Consider the following 20,229-nt stretch of genomic DNA (forward strand, 5'->3'; position numbering starts at 1 on the left):
TCCTGCTGCGCGATATTCTAGCCTTCCCACGTCCTGAGCGCCCGTTCATAGCGTTTTGCCGCTGCGTCGCGGGCTTTCTCCAGCGGGTGCCTTTCGGCTTGATGCCGTTTTTCCAGGTCCTGACGCGCGCGCCGAAGGGCGGCTTCGCGGCGGGCCAGTTGACGGCGCTCTGCTTCCTGCTGCCGGTCGAGAGCCGCCAATGCCTCCTCCGCCGCCTCCAGCGGTGCGCGGTCGGGGCGGGGCCTGGGCCTGGCCGCGCCGCGCGCCTTCGCCTTTCTGGGGCTTGCGGGCTTCTCTTCGGGCAGCGCGGCGAGATGTTCCGCCATGGAACCGCGCGGGCGCTTGATGACCTGGCCTGGACGGGCGAGCGGCTCGGCCATGAGGGCCGGATCGGTCACGACCTCCGCCACGCCGCGGGCGAAGAGATTGGCGTCGGCGCCCCAGGCCTCCAGCGCCGCCTTCTGGCTGGGCGCGGCGACATAGGCGTCGTGAAAGCCGATGGCGGTGCGATAGGTCTTGAGCGCGCGGGGCATGGGCGGGAAACGCCCGGGACAGGCGGCCGGCTCCCTGCCGCTACTGGACTCACGCGCGATTCCCTACTAGCCGCTCCCCTGCATGGACCCGCCGTGCGGGGCGGGCCTTAGATTAGGGACCAGGGTAGATGACCGTCATCAAGACCGCCGATCTGATCGAGAGCGTGGCCGACGCGCTCCAGTTCATCAGCTATTATCATCCGATGGATTATATCCGCGCGCTGGGCAAAGCCTATGAAGCGGAGGCCAATCCTGCGGCGAAGGACGCCATCGCCCAGATCCTGACCAACAGCCGCATGTGCGCAGAGGGGCATCGCCCGATCTGCCAGGACACCGGCATCGTCAACGTCTTCATCAAATGGGGCATGGACTGCCGGCTGGACGATAACAGCCGCTCCATGCAGGAGGTCGTGGATGAAGGCGTGCGCCGCGCCTATCTGAACCCGGAGAACCGCCTGCGCGCCTCGATCCTGAAGGACCCCGCCTTTTCGCGCGTCAATACGAAGGACAACACGCCCTGCGTGCTGAATGTCGAGATGGTGCCGGGCGACAAGGTCATCGTCGACGTCGCGGCCAAGGGCGGCGGGTCGGAGAACAAGACCAAGTTCAAGATGATGAACCCCAGCGATTCGATCGTCGACTGGGTGCTGGAGATGGTGCCGCAGATGGGCGCGGGCTGGTGCCCGCCCGGCATGCTGGGCATCGGCATCGGCGGCACGGCGGAAAAGGCCGTGGCGCTGGCCAAGGAATCGCTGATGGAGCCCATCGACATGGGCGAATTGAAGGCGCGCGGACCGCAGAACGAGATCGAGAAGCTGCGCATCGAGATTTTCGACAAGGTCAACGCGCTCGGCATCGGCGCGCAGGGGCTGGGTGGCCTCGCCACCGTGCTGGACGTCAAGATCTACGACTATCCCTGCCATGCGGCGGGCAAGCCGGTGGCGATGATCCCCAATTGCGCGGCGACCCGCCATGCGCATTTCACGCTCGACGGCTCGGGTCCCGCCTATCTGGAGGCGCCGAAGATTTCGGAATGGCCGCAGGTCGACTGGAAGCCGAGCAAGGAGGCGATCCGCGTCGACCTCGACACGCTGACGCCGGAAGTGGTGCAGAGCTGGAAGCATGGCGACCGCCTGCTGCTCAACGGCAAGATGCTGACCGGGCGCGACGCGGCGCACAAGCGCATCCAGGACATGCTGAGCCGCGGCGAGGAACTGCCGGTCGATTTCAAGGGTCGCGTCATCTATTATGTCGGCCCGGTCGATCCGGTGCGCGACGAGGTGGTGGGCCCGGCCGGTCCGACCACGGCGACCCGCATGGACAAGTTCATGGACATGATGCTGGAACAGGGCCTCGCGGCCTGCGTCGGCAAGGCGGAGCGCGGCCCGGCGGCGACCGACAGCATCGCCAAGCATAAGAGCGCCTATCTGATGGCGGTCGGCGGCGCGGCCTATCTGGTGGCGCGGGCGATCAAGGCGGCCAAAGTAGTCGGCTTCGAAGACCTGGGCATGGAGGCGATCTACGAGTTCGATGTGCAGGACATGCCCGTCACCGTCGCCGTCGACAGCGAAGGCCAGAATGTCCACCGTCTCGCCCCGCTGGTGTGGCAGGAGAAGATCAAGAAAGAAGGCCTTCTCGAAAGGGTGTGAGGCTCGCCCGGGTCCTCCCCGTCGGGAGATGGGGAGGGGGACCGTTTGCGAAGCAGATGGCGGCGGGGAATCGGCGCAAGGCAGCCGAATGGAAGGAGCGTCGCGCAGGCGCGGGAATTGCGGCGCGCTTTGCCGCACCCGAAATCGCGCTGTGAACAGCATCCGGTCGGGCTTTTATGCTGGATTCCACTGCGCCTCTGTCCGGTTGGCGGTGGAGCCGGACAGCTGCTTTCATGACCATGCTGAGCAGATGGCGCAGGATGCCCAGCGTGACGCATGGGAGCGTTCTCAGGGGGTTAGGGTGCTCTGGATCAAGGCTCATGACATAATCCGGGATTTCGACGATGTGGCGCGGCATATTCTGCACCACGGTTGCGCATTTCCCCTCCACCATCCCGGGAAGGACTAGGATGGCGTTTCCCATCTGGCTTCCGGCGACGCTGCTGGCGGGAGCGACGCAGGCCTGGCGGACGGCGGTGCAGCGCCGGGTCAGCAAGGAACTGTCCGTCAACGCGGCGGGTCTGGTGCGCTATCTCTACGGCCTGCCCTTCGCGCTGATGCTGCTGGCGGGCTATCGGCTGATCTATCCCGGCCCGCTCCCCTCGCCCGATCCATCGTTCCTGCTGTTCTGCCTGGGGGGCGGACTGGCGCAGATCGTCGCGACCAATTTGCTGATCATGGCCTTCGCCCATCGCAATTTCGTCGTCGGCACGGCTTATTCCAAGACGGAGGCGGTGCAGGGGGCCATCCTATCCTTCCTGCTGATGGGGGAGCGTCTGCCTCCCTTGGCCTGGGCGGGGATCGGCTGCGGCGTGGCGGGCATCATGCTGCTGTCGGTCGGCGGCAAAAAGCCGGGCTTCCTCCGCGCGCTGGGGCAACCGGCCGCGCTGTGCGGCATCGCCTCTGGCTTCTTCTTTGCGCTGACCGCGATCGCCATCCGGCGGGGAACGCAGGAGGTGGACGCCGGTGGCGCGAACGCGGACCCGGTCCTGGCCGCGCTGATCGTGCTGGTCGTGACGGTCGCGATGCAGACGGTGATGCAGGGCGGCTTCCTGCTGCTGCGCGAGCCCGGCGAAATGCGCAAGGTGCTGCACGGCTGGCGCATTTCGGGGCAGGTCGGGCTGTTGTCCGCCCTCGGTTCGGCATGCTGGTTCACCGGCTTTGCGACTGCGCCGGTCGCGCTGGTGCGGATCGTCGGGCAGGTGGAGGTCGCCTTCACCCTGGGCTTCGGTCATTTCTACCTGGGCGAACGGATGAAGCAGAGCGAGGTCATGGGGCTGGTGCTGGTGGCCACCGGCGTCGTGCTGGCGCTGACTGGCGCGCTATAACGGCCCACCGCATCGATAACGGATATTTTACCAACGTCCGATAGCCCGGACGGCGTGGAAAACCAGGCAAGAACCCGGAACGTCGAACAGGCGGTGATGAAGGTGGCCAAGCTGTCCGGCGACCTGGGCATCCGCACGCTCGACCTGCAGGCGGACATCAGCGAGCTGGCGGATCGCGTCACCAATCAGGCCCGCACGATCGAGGCGATCAGCGGCGCGGCGGCGCAGCTTTCCCGGGATGGCGAAAGCGTGTCGCTGGCGGGACAGGATGCGCGCGAAAAGGCTGTGGCCGCGCGGAGCATCATCCAGGATTCCGGGCGTCAATTGTCGGACGCCAACAGCAATTTCGTCGACCTGATCGAGCGGGTGAGCAGCGTCCACGCACAGCTTGACGGTTTTCGCGAGGCGCTGAAGACCGTCGCCCATGTCACCAGCGTGATCAGCGGCATCGCCAGCCAGACCAATTTGCTGGCGCTCAACGCGACCATTGAGGCGGCGCGCGCAGGCGATGCCGGGCGCGGCTTCGCCGTGGTGGCCGCAGAGGTCAAGAAGCTGGCGCAGGAAACCGCGACCGCCACCCAGACCATCGATCAGTCCATCGGAGCGCTGACCGGCGAGGCGGGCAAGATGCTGGAGGGCATCGTCCACGGCGCGGAAACCGCGCGCACGGCGCTTAACGACACCAAGAATATCGAACTGCTGGTCGAACGGCTCGGCGCGCTGATGGAAGACCTGTCCAGCAACAGCGAGGGGGTGGCCGAACGCATCGCCTCCATCGTCGGATCGGCGGGCGAGATTCGCGGTGGGCTGGCGGCGCTGGCGAGCACCTCCACCGACAATGCGGGGGGCCTGCAAAGACTGTCCGGCCGCATCTCGACCGCCAGCGACGACACCAACCGACTGTTGCAACTGGTGGCGGAAAGCGGCGTCGAGATACCCGATACGCCCTATATCGATTTCTGCCTGGATGCCGCGCAGGCGGTAAGCGACGCGCTGGAACTGGCCGTTGTCGAGGGCCGGCTGACGGAAAGCGAATTGTTCAGCGAATCCTACATGCCGATCCCCGGCACGCAGCCGGTGCAATATAGCCATCCGGTCCAGCCGGTGCTGATCCCCGCTGCGCGGGTGCAGCAGGAAAGGGCGCGCGTCTTTCCGGGGCTGTTCGGCATGACCTTCACCGACCGCAACAGCTTCGGCGCGGTCGCGATGCCGGAACGGTCGCATCCGCAGCGGCCGGGCGACGACAACTGGAATTTCGAATATTCGCGCCAGGGCCTGATCTTCGATTTCCCCGACACGCGCGAGCAGTGCAGGATCACCCAACCCTTCTGCATCAAGGCCTATCGGCGGCTGAACGCCGTGGGTGAGGTCATATTGCTGAAGCAGGTCATCGCCTCCATCCATGTTCGAGGACGGCATTGGGGGATTTTGCAAATGGCCTATCAGGACCAGGACAGGTGAGATTTTCGGCCTGAAGGGTCGGGAGCGGCCTTCGCCGCGTTCGGAAGAGGGAGCGGCGTATGGAAGCCCCGTTCAAACGCCATGATCTACGGAAGGCGGGTGGATCGCGGCCATTCCGCTATTCTTGAGGCACAAAGTGCTCCTGCGAAGGCGGGAGCCCAGTTTCCACGGTGCAATGGTCCACAGACGGCGGAACCGCGCTCTGACGAACCATGCGTCTTGTTCGAGCGCCTTCGAGGAGCATGGCGGGTTCGAACAAGAAGCGGACGGTTCCCCGGCCCCTAACGTCCGAACTTCTTCTGCACCTTCCCGTAGCGCAGTTTGCGCGTTCCCGGCTTGCCCTCGGTCGCCCGTCCTCGCGGCGCCGCCACCTGCTGCCCGGCGGGCAGGCCAAGCTCTTCCGCCTCCAGCTTGCGGATTTCGTCCCGGATGCGTCCGGCCTCCTCGAACTCCAGGTCCGCCGCCGCAGCCCGCATCTGCTTTTCCAGATCCTCAATATAGGCGCGCAGATTGTGGCCGACGAGGTGCGGCCTGTCCTCCAGCCCGGTGTCCACCGTCACCTGATCCTTCGACGCGACATGGGCGATGATGTCGCCGATGTTGCGCTTGATCGTGGTGGGCGTGATGCCATGTTCCAGATTATAGGCCATCTGCTTCTCGCGGCGGCGCGACGTCTCGTTGAGCGCCCGCTCCATCGATCCGGTGACGCGGTCGGCATAGAGGATCACCCGTCCCTCGACATTGCGCGCCGCGCGCCCGATCGTCTGGATGAGCGAGGTTTCGGAGCGCAAAAAGCCTTCCTTGTCCGCGTCGAGGATCGCGACCAGCCCGCATTCGGGGATGTCCAGCCCCTCGCGCAGCAGGTTGATGCCCACCAGCACGTCATAGACCCCCAGCCGCAGGTCGCGGATCAGCTCTATGCGCTCCAGCGTCTCGACATCGCTGTGCATGTAGCGGACCTTGATCCCCGCCTCATGCATGAACTCGGTCAGATCCTCGGCCATGCGCTTGGTGAGCGTCGTGACCAGCGTGCGATAGCCCTTCTTCGCCGTCTCCTTCGCCTCATGGATCAGGTCGTCCACCTGGTCCTCCACCGGCTTGATCTCGACAGGCGGGTCGATAAGGCCGGTCGGGCGGATCACCTGTTCGGAGAAGGTGCCGCCGGTCTGCTCCATCTCCCACGACCCGGGCGTTGCGGAGACGCTGACCGTCTGCGGCCGCATCGCGTCCCATTCGTTGAAGCGCAAGGGCCGGTTGTCGATGCAGCTCGGCAGGCGGAAGCCATATTCGGCCAGCGTGATCTTCCGCCGATGGTCGCCCCGCGCCATCGCCCCGATCTGGGGCACGGTCTGGTGGCTTTCGTCCACGAACAGCAGCGCATTTTCCGGCAGATATTCGAACAGCGTCGGCGGCGGCTCGCCCGGCAGACGGCCGGTCAGGAAACGCGAATAATTTTCGATCCCCGCGCAGGAGCCGGTGGCAGCGATCATCTCCAGGTCGAAATTGGTCCGCTGCTCCAGCCGCTGCGCCTCCAGCAGCTTGCCCTCGGCCTGCAATTCCTTCAGGCGCTCCGCCAGTTCGAAGCGGATCGCCTCCATCGCCTGCTTCAGCGTCGGGCCCGGCGTCACGTGGTGCGAATTGGGAAAGACCTTCACAAAGTCCAGGCTCGCGACCTTCTTGCCGGTCAGCGGGTCGAATTCGACGATGTCCTCTATCTCATTGCCGAAGAAGCTGACCCGCCAGGCGGTGTCCTCATAGTGCGACGGGAAAATCTCCAGATTGTCGCCCTTCACCCGGAAATTGCCGCGCGCGAACGCCGCGTCGTTGCGCTTGTACTGGAGCGCGACCAGCTTTCGGATGATCTCCCGCTGGTCCTCGACCTGCCCCTTCTTCATCGCGAAGGTCATGGCCGAATAGGTTTCGACCGAGCCGATGCCGTAGAGGCAGGACACCGACGCCACGATCAGCACATCGTCGCGTTCCAGCAGCGCACGCGTGGCCGAATGGCGCATCCGGTCGATCGCCTCGTTCACGCTCGACTCCTTCTCGATATAGGTGTCGGAGCGGGGCACATAGGCTTCGGGCTGGTAATAGTCGTAATAGCTGACGAAATATTCGACGGCGTTTTCCGGGAAGAAGCTCTTGAACTCCCCATAAAGCTGCGCGGCCAGTATCTTATTGGGCGCCAGCACCAGAGCGGGCCGCTGCAACGCCTCGATCACCTTCGCCATGGTGAAGGTCTTGCCCGATCCGGTGACGCCCAGCAGCACCTGGTCCTTCTCGCCAGCCAGCGCGGTTTCCACCAGTTCGGCTATGGCGGTCGGCTGGTCGCCCGACGGCTCATAGTCCGACACCAGTTTGAACGGCCTGCCACCCTCGCTCTTTTCCGGGCGCGCGGGGCGGTGGGGGACGAAGCCTTCGCCGGTCTCCGGCTCGTCCAGCGTGGTGCGGATCTGGATAGACATAAGCGGAATATGGGGCCTTTGGCTTGAGACGCAATCGGCTTCACGCTCTCTTGTGCCGGGAAGCGGCAAAGCCGTACGCCTCCGCCCTTTCAGGGCTTCGGTTCGAACAGCCCTTCGGACGGCGACGGATAGACCGCCGGCTGGTCACCCTGGCGCGCGAAGAGCCGAAGTAGGCCCTTCTCCATCTTCCCAGTCCATCAACGCTCACCCGATTGTCGAACACGCATAGCATCAGAATTAGAACAAATAAAGAACATATGGCTTGCCCATTCCGCATTGCATCCTCCCCCTCCCTTGATATGGTCGCGCCCTAAACGGCGTGGAAACAGGGAGAAAAGCTTATGCGTCCGACACTCTCCATCCTGATCGGCATGACGGGAGCGACCGCCCTGCTCGCGGCGTGCGGCGAAAAGAAGGCGAGCGAGCCGCAAACCCGCGAGGAGGTCCGCCAGGAAGTGCAGAAGGTCCAGCTCAAGCCCGGCCAGTGGGAGGGCAGCTATGAGCTGGAGGACATCGACATGCCGAACATGCCCGGCGGCGGCGACCAGATGAAAGAGCAGATGAAGAAGATGATGAGCCGCACCTCGATCAAATATTGCGTCTCGCCGGAGGAAGCCGCCAACCCCAGCGGCAAGATGTTCTCGGGGCAGGAGAACAAGGATTGCGCCTACAAGGGCTTCGACGCCAGCGGCGGTTCCGTGAAGGGCGAGATAAGCTGCAAGTCGCAGGGCGGCACGATGAACGCCGTCATGTCCGGCAGCTATGCGCCCGAAAGCTATGAGATGCACATGGACATGAAGATGACCGGTGCGCCCAATGGCATGAACATGAGCATGAAGGCCAGGACCAGCGGCAAGTGGATCGGCACGACCTGCGCGGAGAAGTAAGGGCAGGCGATGTGAGCGAAGCGCCTGCAGGCGATAGCAGATTCCTCTTGCGCTTTGCACGGCTTGGCGCGAGCCTGCACCGGTTCCAACAGAGAACAGGGGAGAGGATATGCAGAAATTCGCGCTGGCGGCCTTGCCGCTTGGGCTTGCTCTCGGCTTGGCCGCCTGCGGCAGCAAGCCGGAACCCGCGCCCGAAACGACCGAAGCGCCGATCGTCATGAAAGCGGGCGAATGGGCGCTGACGCGCAAGACAACCGGCTATAATACCCCCACCGTCACCCCGGCCGAATATCAGGCCGCGCTGAAACAGGTGAGCGAGGACAAGACCTGCATCGCCGTCGATGCCGCCGGCGTGCCGGACGCCAATGCTCTCGCCGGGGATGAGGGCAAGAACTGCACCTACAAGGACAAGCTGATCCGCAAGGGGCGCCTGATCGCTACGCTGAGCTGCACATCCGGCAAGGGCACATCCGAAATCGTGCTGGAGGGCAATTTCACCGCCGATACGCTGACGCTGGGCAGCACCATGACGAGGACCGAGGGCGGCCAGCCCGTGCTGCGCACCACCCATGACGTCACCGGCAAGCGTGCAGGGGAATGCACCAAGGCGTGACGATAAGGACCGGGCGAGGTTCTCCAACTGTGCCCGGTCCGCAAAGTCCGACGGCGCGGCGTCTTCCTTTCGCGGGATCGCCGGCCTTTCGGAGCCTGGCGCGCGGCCCTCGCGGCGATCGAAGGCTCCCGGCCATTATCGCAAGCGCGGGGATGCTTTCCCGAGGCGATGGAATTACGGATCGAGAGCGGCGGATAAGGGGCGGGCCGAGAGCAGCATGGGGGCGAACATGCTGCCGCGACGGACGGGCAAGACTGCGCCATGTTCGATGGACTCCGGAGCGCATCTTGGGTCGCGTCCTTCCATCGCGGCGATGAAGCCTAGGCCCGGGCGCGCACCTGATGTCCGGGGAAGAGCGCCGCCGCGTCGGCCGCCGGCATGGGCCGCCCGAAATAGAAGCCCTGCACCTTGCGGCAGCCCAGGCCCCTGACCATGGCCAGTTCGGCCTCCGTTTCGACGCCCTCCGCCGTGGTCGCCATGCCCAGACTGTCCGCCAGCGTGACCACCGCGCGGATGATCGCCAGGCTTTCCGCCCTGTTGTTCGCCGCGCCCACGACGAAGCTGCGGTCGATCTTGATCGTGTCGAAACGTGTGCGGCTGAGATAGCCAAGCGAGGAATAGCCCGTCCCGAAATCGTCGAGCGACAGCCGAACGCCCAGCCCCCGCAACTGATCGAGTATCTTGAGCGCCCCGGTATCGGCGTTGACGAACACGCTTTCGGTGACTTCCAGCTCCAGCCGCCGCGCCTCCAGCCCGCTCTGCGCAAGGGCGGACACCACCGCACCGACAAAGCTCGGATGGACGAGCTGCTCGGCCGAGACATTGACCCCGATGCGCACGCCGTCGGGCCAGCATGCCGCTTCCTTGCAGGCGGTCCGCAGCACCCATTCCCCGATCGGTCCGATCAACCGGGCTTCTTCCGCGACCGGAATGAATTTGGCTGGCGAGATCGGCCCCATGTCCGGATGGGTCCAGCGCACCAGCGCCTCGAACCCGACGACAATGCCCGCCTGCGCCTCCACCACCGGCTGGAACAGCACGTGCAGCTGGTTCTTCTCCAGCGCGTCGCGCAGCGCGAGTTCCAGTTGGCGGCGCTCCTCCGCCTGCGCATGCAATTGCGGTTCATAGGCGCAATGCACGCCGCCGCCATCGCCCTTTGCGCGATAGAGGGCGAGGTCCGCGCTGCGGATCAGCGCCTCCGATTCATGGCCATCCTGTGGCGACACCGCCGACCCGACGGATGCACCGACGTAAAGCGTATGTTCGTCCACCTGATAAGGGGCTGAAAGGCCGTTGATGATCCGGGCCGCGAGCCTGTCGACGCCGTGATTGTCCCCCAGTTGCGGGATGACGACGGCAAATTCGTCGCCGCCGATGCGCCCGCAAAATTCCGCGCCGGAACAGATATGCCGCAATCGTCGCGCCACCTGGGTCAACAGCTTGTCACCGATCTGGTGGCCCAGCGTATCGTTCACCGCCTTGAACCGGTCCAGGTCTATCATCAGGAAGGCGCAGCCGCCGCGCCCTGCGCCCGCCGTCCCGCCGCCGCCCATGGCCTGATCCAGCACATCGCGCAGATGCGTGCGGTTGGGCAGGCCGGTCAACGGGTCGAACCGCGCAAGCTGCGCGATCCGTTCCGCCGATTCCTTCTGTTCGGTAATATCCGAGCCGACACCCCGGAAGCCGAGAAAGGCGCCGCCCTCGTCATAGCGGGGCGAGGCGGACAGTTCCCACCAGCGCACATCCCCCTCCAGCTCGACCGGCAGGACGATGTTGCTGAAGCTTTCCCGCCGCTTCAGATGATCCGCCAGCGCATGCAGCTCGGTCGGGAACAGGCCGCTTTCCCAGGCATTTCCAGCCAGCAGTTGCACCAGCAGCACGCCTTCCACTTCGGCCGGTGTACGGCCGAGCATTTCGGCAAGGCGCGGCGACACGCCGCTCAACCGCCGCGCGGGATCGGTCTGCCACAGCCAGTCGGACGCGCCATGTTCATATTCGCGCAGCAGCAGGCTGACGACCTCGCTCTTTTCCTCCAGTTGCACGCTGGCGCTGTGCTGCCGGGCGAAGGTCCGTGCATAAAGGAAGCAGCCGACCAGCAGCGACAGCGCATAGCTGGTGGCAAGGGCAAGCAGCGGCGTCTGGTCGCGCGGATCGAACAGCGCGCCAAGCCCGACGATGCAGGGCAGCAGGAAGCCGGTCGCCGCCAGCGGAGTGGCGGCATAGCTGATCGCGCCGCAGACCATGATGCAACTGATCAGCGTCCAGTGCGCCACCAACTGCGCGGCGCCGTGCCCGGACGAGAGCGTCATCATGCACGCCGCCCAGACGAGGCCGTGAAGCAGGCCGGTGAAGCCATGGACCCTGAGATCGGTCGCGCTTGCCGCCGCGCCATTGCGCCTGCGCCGCAGGATGGCGCCGACGGCCATGGAAAGGACCAGCGCGGCGCTCCAGACCATCAGCCCCGGCACGGAGCCGTGATCGCCGAAGACCTGCCACAGGAACAGCAAGCCGAAGAGGTTCATCGCCTGCCTCAGCAGCGCGACATGATCGGCCGAGCGCAATTGGGCGGCAAGGACGCGCTCCGCCGCATCGCCCGGCACGACGGCAAGACCCATCATCGCCCGAAGCGATATTCGCTCCCGCGAAGCCTGTTCAGAAGATGGCCCTTGCCCGCGTCTCACCCGGCCGGATTAACAGCAAGCGGTTATCAATCCGTAACGGCCGTCAAAAGCAGATGAAAAAAGCGGCCCCCGGCCGGTCGGTTCGCGGCAAAGGGTCAGGCGGCGATGTCGTAGGGCCGGATTTCGCCGGTCAGATAGAGGTTGCGCGCCTTCGACCGGCTGAGCTTGCCCGAGCTGGTGCGCGGCAAAGTGCGCGGCGGCACCAGTTCGACCACGCAGTTCATGCCGGTGATCGCCCGCACGCGTTCGCGGATCTGGTCGCGCAGCCGGGTACGCTCATCATTGTCGGAGGTGCGGCAATGCACCAGCACGGCGGGCGCTTCCTCGCCGCCCGGCGTGGTGATGGCAAAGGCGGCGATGTCGCCCTGCTTGAAGCCGGGAAGCTGCTCCACCGCCCATTCGATGTCCTGCGGCCAGTGATTCTTGCCGTTGATGATGATCATGTCCTTGGCGCGGCCCACGATATAAAGATAGCCGTCACTCAAATAGCCCATGTCGCCCGTGTCCAGCCAGCCGTCGACCATGCAGGCGTCGGTCGCCTCAGGATCGCGGAAATAGCCGACCATGAGCGACGGCCCGGTGGTCCACACCTTGCCGATCTGACGCTCGTTCAGCTTCGCTCCATCCTCGTCCCGGATTTCCACGACCATGTCGCGCGCCGGCTTGCCGCAATTGACGATCGAGCGGAAGCGCTGCGGCCGGCCTTCGGTCGCGTCGCCGCCGGAAAGGTCGGTTTCCTCCACCAGTTCGACGATGATGCCCTCGCCCGGCGGCATGATGGTGACGGCCAGCGTGGCCTCGGCCAGGCCATAGCTCGGCAGGAACGCCTTGGGGCTGAACCCCGCGTCCCCGAACGCATCGACGAAGCTCTGCATCACGTCCGGGCGGATCATGTCCGCGCCGTTGCCCGCGAGCCTCCAACGGGACAGGTCGAAACGATCCTGCGCCTTGGTCTGGCTCGACATGCGGCGCGCGCAAATGTCGTAGCCGAAGGTCGGGGAATAGCTGATCGAGGTGCCCTCGTTCCGGCTGATGAGGTCCAGCCACGCCAGCGGCCGCCGGGCGAAATCCTCGGTCTTCATATAGTCGGTCGACACCTGGTTGGCGACGACGGACAGGAAGCAGCCGACCAGACCCATGTCATGATACCAGGGCAGCCAGCTTATGCAGCGGTCGCTCTCGACCAGTTCCATGCCATGGCTGTGCGCCGCCAGATTGCTGAGCAGCGCATGATGCGTCACCGCCACGCCATGGGGGAAGCGGGTCGAACCGCTCGAATATTGCAGATAGGCGATCTCCTCGCCCTTCGCCTGCGGCAGATCGCAGGGCACGGCTTCCCGCGCGATGAAATCCTCGAAGGCGATGCTCTCGACCGCCTTTTGACGGCCGGATTCCCCCGCCATCTCCTCCAGTTCCTTGGGAAAGAGGAACAGCATCGGGTCGCAGCTCGACAGTTGGACGTTCAACTGGTCGATATAGCTTTCCTTGCCGCCGAAGCTGGTCGGCAGCGGCAGCGGCACCGGCCAGGCGCCCGCATAGACGATGCCGAAGAACAATTGCGCGAAATCCGGGCCCGTCTCCGCCACCAGGGCCACGCGATCCTCCGGCTTCACCCCATGGGCGATCAGCCGGTGGGCGCAGGCGACGGCGTCCTCGCGCAGCTCCGCAAAGGGATAGGGTCGCGCCAGATTCCCCCGCGCGTCGTGAAAGTTCAGGCCGCGCCGCCCGGTCGCAGCATAGTCCAGCGCTTCGCCCAGCGTCTCGAAGTCCGAGAAACGGCGGGGCAGATCGTCGGTGGTTGGCGTCGGTGCCATCATGCTTTGCGAACCCGTCATATTGGTGTCACCCAATGTCATGTTTGTCATATTCCGGCGCGCCGCTAACAGCTTTCAAGCCGCTTTGCACCGGATAGTTGCATTCCAGCTTGGGCTTTTACCCCAAAAGGGGCGGTAAAATTCCGGCCCGACTGTGGCATAATCAAGGCGCAACAGGCATGAAGCATTGCCATGACCGGCAAACGCCCTCCTGCCCCGCTCGATGAAGAGGCCATGCGCGAACTTGCGCTGCGCTATGTGGCGCGCTTCGCCACCAGCCGGGCCAAATTGCTCGCCTATCTGGGCCGCAAGATCAAGGAACGCGGCTGGGGCGGCGAAGACCCCGCCGATCCGCAGGCGCTGGTCGATCGGCTGAGCGAATTGCGCTATGTCGACGATGCCGGCTATGCCGTGATGAAAAGCGGCGCGCTCAGCCGCCGCGGTTATGGCGCCCGCCGGGTCGCGGAAACCCTGCGCGCCGATGGCATAGCGGAAGCCGACCGGGTGGAAGCCCACGCCCAGACCCAAAGGGAAAGCTGGTCCGCCGCCGACCGCTTCGCCCGGCGCAAGCGGATCGGCCCCTATGCCCAGGAACGACCGGACCTAAAGCAGCGGGAAAAATGGATTGCCGCCTTCCTGCGCGCCGGCCATGATTACGCCACCGTCCGCCGCTGGACCGACGCCGCGCCGGGGGAAGTGCCGGAAGCGGATGAGTAACCGCTCAGCACCCTGTTTGTTAACCGCCAGGCTGTGATACCTCACCCCCATGAAGCCCTTTCTCCTCCTTCTGCTTGCAATTCTCCCGGCCGCCTGCTCCCCATCCGCCCCCAAAGCAGAAAACACCGCCGCGCCCACCGCCACCGGGCAAACCACCCTCCTCCCCCTCACCATCCACACCGCCAAAACCGCTCACCGCTTCACCGTCGAACTCGCCCTTACCGAACAGCAGCAGGAACAGGGCCTGATGTTCCGCAAGTCGCTCGCCCCCGATTCCGGGATGCTCTTCCCCATGTCACCGCCCCGCACGGCCAGCTTCTGGATGAAGAACACGCTGATCCCGCTCGACATGCTGTTCATCCACACCGACGGCAGCATCGCCTTCCTGAAGGCCAACGCCGCCCCTTATTCCCGCGAGCCGGTCTCCGCCGGCATCCCGGTCGCCGCCGTCCTCGAACTGCGCGGCGGCAGGGCGGCGGAGCTGGGCATCAGGGAAGGCGACCGCGTCACCTGGGGCGATTGCGACCGGCCGTCCTCGTCAAACCCCCTCAATTTCTGCCCCCGCTGACCAGAACCGCCTTGCCAAGCGCCAGCCGCAACGGCTAAGCGCTTCGCCCATGGGAATCCTTGGCAAGATCTTCACCTGGTGGGATGGCGCGACCATCGGCACCTCGCTCTACACCTCCCGCAAGGGCACGAAGGTGGGTGAGGACCATCAGGGCAATGTCTATTATGAAGGCGGCACCGACCCCAATGGACTGACCCGGCGCTGGGTCATCTATAATGGCGCGAACGACGCCAGCCGCGTGCCCGCCGAATGGCATGGCTGGCTGCATCATTCGATCGAGGGCGCGCCGGAGAGTTTCCTGCCGCCCCCGCGCATCTGGGAAAGGGACTTCACCCCCAACGCCACCGGCACGGCCCAGGCCTACCGCCCCACCGGCGCGCTGGAAAAGGGCGGCCTGCGCCAGAAGGCGACCGGCGATTATGAGGCGTGGAGCCCCGACGCATCATGATGCGGCGCCCGGCGGGACGTTTCCTGCCGATTCTCGGCTGCACCCTGGTACTGGCCGGTTGCGGCGGCGACGATCTGCCGACGCAGAACCAGGGCGGTCCTGTCCGCATCGAGGGGCAGAAGATCCGCAATGGCGACGAGTCTCCCCTCACCGGCACGCCGATGAACGAGCGGGTGGCGGTGATCGGCCTGCTCAACAAGCGCAACGGCATCACCACCGACCTGACGATGAAGCCGGGCGAAGCGCTGCGCGTGGGCGATGCCATTGTTCGGCTGCAGGCCTGCGAAACCACGGCGCCCTGGGAAAATGTGCAGGAAACCGGCGCCTTCGTTCAGCTCGACGTGCGCAGCACCGCCGACAATAAATGGCGCCGCAACTTTTCCGGCTGGCTGTTCCGGGAACGGCCCGACCGCAATGTCGTGCAGCACCCGGTCTACGACGTCTGGGTCAGGAGCTGCACGATGTCATGGCCGGAAACCGGTCCCGATACGGTGAAGCTGGGCGACAAGGGCGAAGTGTCGGACGGCGCGCGGGCCAAGGCGTCCCCGGCAAGCGGCGAAAATGCCAGCTCCGCCCAGACGCCGGAACCGGCCGCCAGCACGCCCCGCCCCGCCCCCAGCGCCACGCCGTCCAACGCGCCCGCCAATGATTGAAGATAGTCGCGCTGGCTGATTTCGATCGCACCCAATGACCGCAGATGATCGGTCATGAACTGGCAGTCGAGCAGGGTGAAACCGCCGAAACGCATGCGGGCGGTCAGCCAGGCCAGCGCCACCTTCGACGCATCGGCGCGCCGCGACACCATGCTTTCCCCGAAAAAGGCCCGCCCCAGCGCCACGCCATAAAGGCCGCCGACCAGTTCCTCCCCCTCCCACACCTCAACAGAGTGGGCGAAACCTATTTCATGCAGATGGCGATAGGCACGCTCGATCGGATGGTTGATCCAGGTGGACGGGCGGTCCGGCGCGGCTTCTGCGCAGAGCCGGACGATGCCTGTGAAATCCCGATTGGCGGTGACCCGAAACCGCTCCCGCCGGATCGTCTTGGCCAGCGAATGGGAGATGTGGAAACCGTCGAGCGGCATGATCGCCCGTCGCTTCGGCTCGATCCAGTACACCTCCTCCGCCTCGCGATCGTCGGACATGGGAAACACGCCGATCGCGTAAGCCTGCAACAGCACCAGCGGGTCAATCGTCATCAAAGAAAGACTTAACGCGAGACAGGGCAGCGCGCCAGTGCGACTTTCATTCCTTGGACCGCCTTGCAAAACGGGAGGCCCCATCCGCGGTCGATGGAGCATCAACATGAGCGGCCTTAAGGCTGGGGCAGAAGCAGGCTGGAATCGCCATAGCTGTAGAAACGATAGCCGCGATCAATGGCGTGCCGATAGACCGACAGCATTTTCTCCGTACCCATCAAGGCGCTTACCAGCATGAACAGGGTCGATTTGGGCAGGTGGAAATTGGTCATCAACCCGTCGACTGCGCGGAAACGATAGCCCGGCGTGATGAATATCCGCGTCTCGTCCGCGAAAGGACGGATGATGCCGTCCTCCCCCGTCGCGCTTTCCAGCAGGCGCAGGCTGGTGGTACCGACCGCGATCAGCCGGCCGCCGGCCGCCCGTGCGGCGTTGAGGCGGTCCGCCGTCGCCTGGTCGATCCGCCCCCATTCGGCATGCATCCGGTGATCGTCCGTATCGTCAGCCTTTACCGGCAGGAAGGTGCCGGCGCCGACATGCAGCGTCAGCGTTTCGGTCCGGACGCCGGCTTTTTCGACCGCTGCCATCAATTCGGGCGTGAAGTGCAACGCCGCCGTGGGGGCGGCGACCGCGCCATCCTCCCGCGCGAACATGGTCTGGTAATCGCTGCGGTCGCGCTCGTCGGTCGGGCGCTTGCTGGCGATATAGGGGGGCAGCGGCATCCGGCCCGCCCGTTCCAGCAACAGCTCGACCGGCTCCTCACCCTCGAAGCGGAGCGTGACGCCACCGTCCTCGTCGCGCGGGCCGGCCACAGCGGTGACGCCATTGCCGAAGTCGATCCAGTCGCCATCGCGCACCCGCTTGGCGTTGCGGAGGAAGGCCTGCCATTGGCGCAGACCCAGCCGCTTGTGGAGCGTGGCGCCGACCCTGGCCTGGCCGCGCATCCCCTCCAATTGGGCGGGAATGACCCTGGTGTCGTTGAAAACCAGCACGTCGCCGGCGCGCAGCAGGTCGGGCAGATCGCGCACGATGCGGTCCTGGAAGGGCGCGTCGCCGGGCACCAGCAGCAGCCGGGCCGCGTCGCGCGGGGAAGCAGGGCGAAGCGCGATGCTTTCAGGCGGGAGGTCGAAATCGAACAGATCTACGCGCATGGTCGAATGCTCTAGAACAGCATATCCAATGCTCCTGCGAAGGCAGAAGCCCAGTTCAGGCGGCGGGACTGGGCTCCTGCCTTCGCAGGAGCACGCATTCACCCGGCCTGACTATTTCTTCTTCGGCGCGGCCGGCTTCCTTGCGGGCGCGGGCTTCTTCGCCAGCGGCGCGACGATCGAGGGCGTGGGCGGAGCAGGCGGCGTCGGCAGTGCCGTCACCGGCGGCCTGCCGTCGCTTTCGATCGAGGCCTGGAGGATGATGGTCGGATCGGCGGGCGGTTCGCCCTGATGGATGGCATCGACATATTGCATGCCCTCGATCACGCGGCCGAACACCGTATATTTCTTGTCGAGCTGCATGCGCGGCAGGAAGACGATGAAGAACTGGCTGTTCGCGCTGTCCTCGCTCTGGGCGCGGGCCATGGAGACGGTGCCGCGCAGGTGCGGCATCGGATTGAATTCGGCCTTCAGGTCCGGCAGCGTCGACCCCCCGGTCCCGTCCCCCTTGGGGTCGCCGCCCTGCGCCATGAAGCCGGGAATGACGCGGTGGAATTTGAGCCCGTTGTAGAAGCCCTGGCGCGTCAGCTCCTTGATCCGCTCGACATGGCCAGGCGCGATGTCGGGACGCAACTGGATGCGCACGCGGCCGCCGCTCGACAGGTCCAGATCCCAGACATTTTGGGGATCGACAGGCACCGTGGCCGGCGGCAGCTTGGAAGCGGGATCGAGGCCGAGCTGCTTGGCGGCCTGCTCCGCGCGCACGGCCGCCTCCTCCTTCTTCATCTCCTCGGCATTGCGCCCACCGCCGCCCTGGGCCAGGGCCGCGCTGCTCGATGCATAGAGAGCGAAACCGATCGCCACGGTCTTGAGCGCCGACGTGAACCGCATGAATGAAGCTTTCCTCAAATTTTGCCCAGGTGCGAACTTGCCCTGATAGCGCCCTCTTCGCGATTGGCAACTGAACGAAGGCTGAGTGGAGCCTTCAGCCCTGCCCTTTCAGGCCGATGGCGGCGACCCGCGCCTCCACTTCCTCGCGCACGGCGGGGCTGACGAATTTGTGGATCGGCCCGCCATAGAGCGCGATTTCCTTGACCAGACGGGAAGCGATCGGCTGCAACGACACGTCCGCCATCAGGAAAACGGTTTCGACCCGGCCGTTGATCTGCTGGTTCATCCCCGCCATCTGATATTCATATTCGAAGTCAGCGACGGCGCGCAGGCCCCGGATGATGACGCTCGCCCCCTGCGATTCGGCAAAGTCCATCAGCAGCGAGTTGAAGCCCGTGACGACGATTTCCGTGTCGATGCCCGCGCATTCGCGCCGCACCATATCCAGCCGTTCATCGTCGGAGAACATCGGAGATTTGGAGATGTTGGTGGTGACGCCGATCACCAGCTTATCGACCAGCTTCGCGCCGCGCCGGATGATGTCCATATGACCCAAGGTGATCGGATCGAATGTCCCGGGATAGACCCCCACCCTCTGCTTGCTCATGCCCCTAACGATCCCTTTCCACGATATAGTCGGCAATGGCGCGCAGCAGGTCGGCCTCCGGCCCGAAGCCGTGCAGATGCGCCTTCGCCTGCTCGACCAGCAGGCGGCCCTGTTCCCGCGCCCGCTCCACCCCCAGCAGGGAGACGAAGGTTTCCTTCCCCGCCGCCGCGTCCTTGCCCAGCGCCTTGCCGGCGAGAACGGCGTCCCCCTCGACGTCAAGCAGGTCGTCCGCGATCTGGAAGGCAAGGCCGATGTCGCGGGCATAGCCGTGCAGGCGCGTCCGCCCCTCCGGCGGGATGCGGGCCATGATCGCCGCCGCATCGACGCAGAAGCCGATCAGCGCGCCGGTCTTCAACTGCTGGAGCCGCGTGACAGTGGGCAGGTCGAAGCTGGTCTTCTCCGCCTCCAGGTCCATCATCTGGCCGCCCGCCATGCCGCTGGTGCCGCTGGCGACGGCCAGCGCCTTCACCAGCTCGACCCGGACGAAAGGATCGGGATGCGTCTCCTCGTCCGCCAGCACTTCGAAAGCCAGATCGTGCAGGCAATCGCCCGCGAGGATCGCCGACGCCTCGTCAAATGCCTTGTGCACGGTCGGCTTGCCCCGGCGAAGATCGTCGTCGTCCATCGCCGGAAGATCGTCATGCACCAGCGAATAGACATGGATGCATTCCACCGCGACGCCAACCCGCAGCGCCGAATCCCGCGAGATGTTGAACAGGTCGCTGGCCGCCTGCACCAGCAGCGGACGCAGCCGCTTGCCTCCGCCCATGGCCGCATGGCGCATCGCTTCGTGCAGGCGCCGGCGCGGGTCGTCGGGAACCGCCAGCAGCGCGTCGAACAGGCGGTCGATGTCGGCCGCCACCGCCGCAGCGCGGTCGGCCACCAGACCAATCGACCGAGGCGAGGCGGAGTCGGGTCCGCTCATGGCCGCCTCTCCCGCACGCTGCACGCTCAGTCCGAACCGAAGGGCTGAGCGCCGGTCACGGCGCCGCCGGCGTCGATCGTCAGCTTGGCGATGCGCGCTTCGGCCGCCTGCAGCCGTTCCATGCAGCGTTTCCGCAGTTCCTCGCCCTGCGAATAGAGCGAAATGGATTCGTCGAGCGGCACATCCCCGCTCTCCAGCCGCCGGACGATCGATTCGAGCGCGCGCAGCGCATCTTCGAACGACATCTGCGACGGATCGCCCTCATGGGTCATGCTGTCTTGCGCCATGTCCCTGCA

The 20,229-nt window shown here is 65.4% G+C and carries 19 protein-coding genes and 1 pseudogene; 10 read left to right on the forward strand and 10 right to left on the reverse strand.

From position 1 onward, the window contains the following. Positions 1–17 precede the first annotated feature (17 nt). A complete protein-coding gene (locus EWH10_RS04275; protein WP_044660369.1) occupies positions 18–533 on the reverse strand; it encodes a hypothetical protein in 516 nt (171 codons plus the stop codon). A gap of 128 nt (positions 534–661) precedes the next feature. Between EWH10_RS04275 and EWH10_RS04280 the strand changes: the two genes are divergently transcribed. From EWH10_RS04280 to EWH10_RS04295, 4 genes are all read left to right on the forward strand, one after another. Continuing rightward, positions 662–2,182 carry a fumarate hydratase gene (locus EWH10_RS04280; RefSeq protein WP_044660370.1) on the forward strand — a complete coding sequence of 507 codons (1,521 nt, stop codon included), beginning with the start codon at positions 662–664 and terminating at the stop codon, positions 2,180–2,182. A gap of 88 nt (positions 2,183–2,270) precedes the next feature. Further along, on the forward strand, positions 2,271–2,591 hold the full coding sequence (locus EWH10_RS04285) for a DUF559 domain-containing protein (RefSeq protein WP_229742335.1): 321 nt from the start codon (positions 2,271–2,273) through the stop codon (positions 2,589–2,591). Between the two features lies 1 nt (position 2,592). After that, positions 2,593–3,510, forward strand: a complete 918-nt coding sequence (locus tag EWH10_RS04290) for a DMT family transporter (protein WP_044660371.1) — start codon at positions 2,593–2,595, stop codon at positions 3,508–3,510. A 96-nt stretch (positions 3,511–3,606) separates the two neighbouring features. Then, a complete protein-coding gene (locus EWH10_RS04295) occupies positions 3,607–4,971 on the forward strand; it encodes a methyl-accepting chemotaxis protein (RefSeq protein WP_025547487.1) in 1,365 nt (454 codons plus the stop codon). 281 nt (positions 4,972–5,252) lie between these two features. Here EWH10_RS04295 and uvrB read toward each other — a convergent pair whose 3' ends face one another. Then, positions 5,253–7,436, reverse strand: coding sequence for an excinuclease ABC subunit UvrB (gene uvrB, locus EWH10_RS04300; protein ID WP_025547489.1), 2,184 nt, complete (start codon positions 7,434–7,436; stop codon positions 5,253–5,255). 341 nt (positions 7,437–7,777) lie between these two features. Between uvrB and EWH10_RS04305 the strand changes: the two genes are divergently transcribed. Beyond that, positions 7,778–8,323 (forward strand): DUF3617 domain-containing protein, encoded by a 546-nt coding sequence (locus tag EWH10_RS04305; protein ID WP_044660372.1) that lies wholly within the window; start codon positions 7,778–7,780, stop codon positions 8,321–8,323. Positions 8,324–8,432: 109 nt separating this feature from the next. Continuing rightward, on the forward strand, positions 8,433–8,936 hold the full coding sequence (locus tag EWH10_RS04310; protein ID WP_025547492.1) for a DUF3617 domain-containing protein: 504 nt from the start codon (positions 8,433–8,435) through the stop codon (positions 8,934–8,936). Positions 8,937–9,256: 320 nt separating this feature from the next. On the opposite strand, the gene EWH10_RS04315 is transcribed toward EWH10_RS04310, so the two are convergent. After that, positions 9,257–11,554, reverse strand: a complete 2,298-nt coding sequence (locus EWH10_RS04315) for a putative bifunctional diguanylate cyclase/phosphodiesterase (RefSeq protein ID WP_044660373.1) — start codon at positions 11,552–11,554, stop codon at positions 9,257–9,259. 158 nt (positions 11,555–11,712) lie between these two features. Then, complete coding sequence (locus tag EWH10_RS04320; RefSeq protein ID WP_044660374.1) at positions 11,713–13,473, reverse strand: fatty acyl-AMP ligase; 1,761 nt, start codon at positions 13,471–13,473, stop codon at positions 11,713–11,715. Positions 13,474–13,623: 150 nt separating this feature from the next. Here EWH10_RS04320 and EWH10_RS04325 point away from each other — a divergent pair, with 150 nt between their 5' ends. The 4 genes and pseudogenes from EWH10_RS04325 to EWH10_RS22170 form a co-directional block, all read left to right on the forward strand. Next, positions 13,624–14,148, forward strand: coding sequence for a regulatory protein RecX (locus tag EWH10_RS04325; protein ID WP_065846156.1), 525 nt, complete (start codon positions 13,624–13,626; stop codon positions 14,146–14,148). A 49-nt stretch (positions 14,149–14,197) separates the two neighbouring features. Then, positions 14,198–14,716: a DUF192 domain-containing protein gene (locus EWH10_RS04330; protein WP_025547498.1), complete on the forward strand. Its 519-nt coding sequence runs from the start codon at positions 14,198–14,200 to the stop codon at positions 14,714–14,716. Between the two features lie 49 nt (positions 14,717–14,765). Further along, positions 14,766–15,164 carry an NADH:ubiquinone oxidoreductase subunit NDUFA12 gene (locus EWH10_RS04335; protein ID WP_025547500.1) on the forward strand — a complete coding sequence of 133 codons (399 nt, stop codon included), beginning with the start codon at positions 14,766–14,768 and terminating at the stop codon, positions 15,162–15,164. Positions 15,165–15,391: 227 nt separating this feature from the next. Next, positions 15,392–15,562, forward strand: a pseudogene (locus EWH10_RS22170) (DUF2155 domain-containing protein); the annotation flags it as partial. A 35-nt stretch (positions 15,563–15,597) separates the two neighbouring features. Here EWH10_RS22170 and aat read toward each other — a convergent pair. The 6 genes from aat to EWH10_RS04370 form a co-directional block, all read right to left on the reverse strand. Then, on the reverse strand, positions 15,598–16,362 hold the full coding sequence (gene aat / locus EWH10_RS21940) for a leucyl/phenylalanyl-tRNA--protein transferase (protein ID WP_044660376.1): 765 nt from the start codon (positions 16,360–16,362) through the stop codon (positions 15,598–15,600). A gap of 116 nt (positions 16,363–16,478) precedes the next feature. Beyond that, positions 16,479–17,513, reverse strand: coding sequence for a tRNA preQ1(34) S-adenosylmethionine ribosyltransferase-isomerase QueA (queA, locus tag EWH10_RS04350; protein ID WP_044660377.1), 1,035 nt, complete (start codon positions 17,511–17,513; stop codon positions 16,479–16,481). A 111-nt stretch (positions 17,514–17,624) separates the two neighbouring features. Continuing rightward, positions 17,625–18,401, reverse strand: a complete 777-nt coding sequence (locus EWH10_RS04355; RefSeq protein WP_044660378.1) for a peptidylprolyl isomerase — start codon at positions 18,399–18,401, stop codon at positions 17,625–17,627. Between the two features lie 94 nt (positions 18,402–18,495). Further along, positions 18,496–19,008 carry a pantetheine-phosphate adenylyltransferase gene (gene coaD / locus EWH10_RS04360; RefSeq protein WP_025547507.1) on the reverse strand — a complete coding sequence of 171 codons (513 nt, stop codon included), beginning with the start codon at positions 19,006–19,008 and terminating at the stop codon, positions 18,496–18,498. A 4-nt stretch (positions 19,009–19,012) separates the two neighbouring features. Next, positions 19,013–19,933: a polyprenyl synthetase family protein gene (locus EWH10_RS04365; protein WP_044660379.1), complete on the reverse strand. Its 921-nt coding sequence runs from the start codon at positions 19,931–19,933 to the stop codon at positions 19,013–19,015. A gap of 26 nt (positions 19,934–19,959) precedes the next feature. Further along, positions 19,960–20,220: an exodeoxyribonuclease VII small subunit gene (locus EWH10_RS04370; protein ID WP_025547511.1), complete on the reverse strand. Its 261-nt coding sequence runs from the start codon at positions 20,218–20,220 to the stop codon at positions 19,960–19,962. Positions 20,221–20,229 lie beyond the last annotated feature (9 nt).

It is taken from the genome of Sphingobium fuliginis, from assembly GCF_004152845.1.
GTDB classification, from domain to species: domain Bacteria; phylum Pseudomonadota; class Alphaproteobacteria; order Sphingomonadales; family Sphingomonadaceae; genus Sphingobium; species Sphingobium fuliginis.

Coding starts and splice junctions, on each gene's coding strand:
- EWH10_RS04275 (WP_044660369.1), bottom strand. CDS start 533: ATGCCCCGCGCGCTCAAGACCTATCGCACCGCCATCGGCTTTCACGAC.
- EWH10_RS04280 (WP_044660370.1), top strand. CDS start 662: ATGACCGTCATCAAGACCGCCGATCTGATCGAGAGCGTGGCCGACGCG.
- EWH10_RS04285 (WP_229742335.1), top strand. CDS start 2,271: ATGGAAGGAGCGTCGCGCAGGCGCGGGAATTGCGGCGCGCTTTGCCGC.
- EWH10_RS04290 (WP_044660371.1), top strand. CDS start 2,593: ATGGCGTTTCCCATCTGGCTTCCGGCGACGCTGCTGGCGGGAGCGACG.
- EWH10_RS04295 (WP_025547487.1), top strand. CDS start 3,607: ATGAAGGTGGCCAAGCTGTCCGGCGACCTGGGCATCCGCACGCTCGAC.
- uvrB (WP_025547489.1), bottom strand. CDS start 7,436: ATGTCTATCCAGATCCGCACCACGCTGGACGAGCCGGAGACCGGCGAA.
- EWH10_RS04305 (WP_044660372.1), top strand. CDS start 7,778: ATGCGTCCGACACTCTCCATCCTGATCGGCATGACGGGAGCGACCGCC.
- EWH10_RS04310 (WP_025547492.1), top strand. CDS start 8,433: ATGCAGAAATTCGCGCTGGCGGCCTTGCCGCTTGGGCTTGCTCTCGGC.
- EWH10_RS04315 (WP_044660373.1), bottom strand. CDS start 11,554: ATGATGGGTCTTGCCGTCGTGCCGGGCGATGCGGCGGAGCGCGTCCTT.
- EWH10_RS04320 (WP_044660374.1), bottom strand. CDS start 13,473: ATGACATTGGGTGACACCAATATGACGGGTTCGCAAAGCATGATGGCA.
- EWH10_RS04325 (WP_065846156.1), top strand. CDS start 13,624: ATGACCGGCAAACGCCCTCCTGCCCCGCTCGATGAAGAGGCCATGCGC.
- EWH10_RS04330 (WP_025547498.1), top strand. CDS start 14,198: ATGAAGCCCTTTCTCCTCCTTCTGCTTGCAATTCTCCCGGCCGCCTGC.
- EWH10_RS04335 (WP_025547500.1), top strand. CDS start 14,766: ATGGGAATCCTTGGCAAGATCTTCACCTGGTGGGATGGCGCGACCATC.
- aat (WP_044660376.1), bottom strand. CDS start 16,362: ATGACGATTGACCCGCTGGTGCTGTTGCAGGCTTACGCGATCGGCGTG.
- queA (WP_044660377.1), bottom strand. CDS start 17,513: ATGCGCGTAGATCTGTTCGATTTCGACCTCCCGCCTGAAAGCATCGCG.
- EWH10_RS04355 (WP_044660378.1), bottom strand. CDS start 18,401: ATGCGGTTCACGTCGGCGCTCAAGACCGTGGCGATCGGTTTCGCTCTC.
- coaD (WP_025547507.1), bottom strand. CDS start 19,008: ATGAGCAAGCAGAGGGTGGGGGTCTATCCCGGGACATTCGATCCGATC.
- EWH10_RS04365 (WP_044660379.1), bottom strand. CDS start 19,933: ATGAGCGGACCCGACTCCGCCTCGCCTCGGTCGATTGGTCTGGTGGCC.
- EWH10_RS04370 (WP_025547511.1), bottom strand. CDS start 20,220: ATGGCGCAAGACAGCATGACCCATGAGGGCGATCCGTCGCAGATGTCG.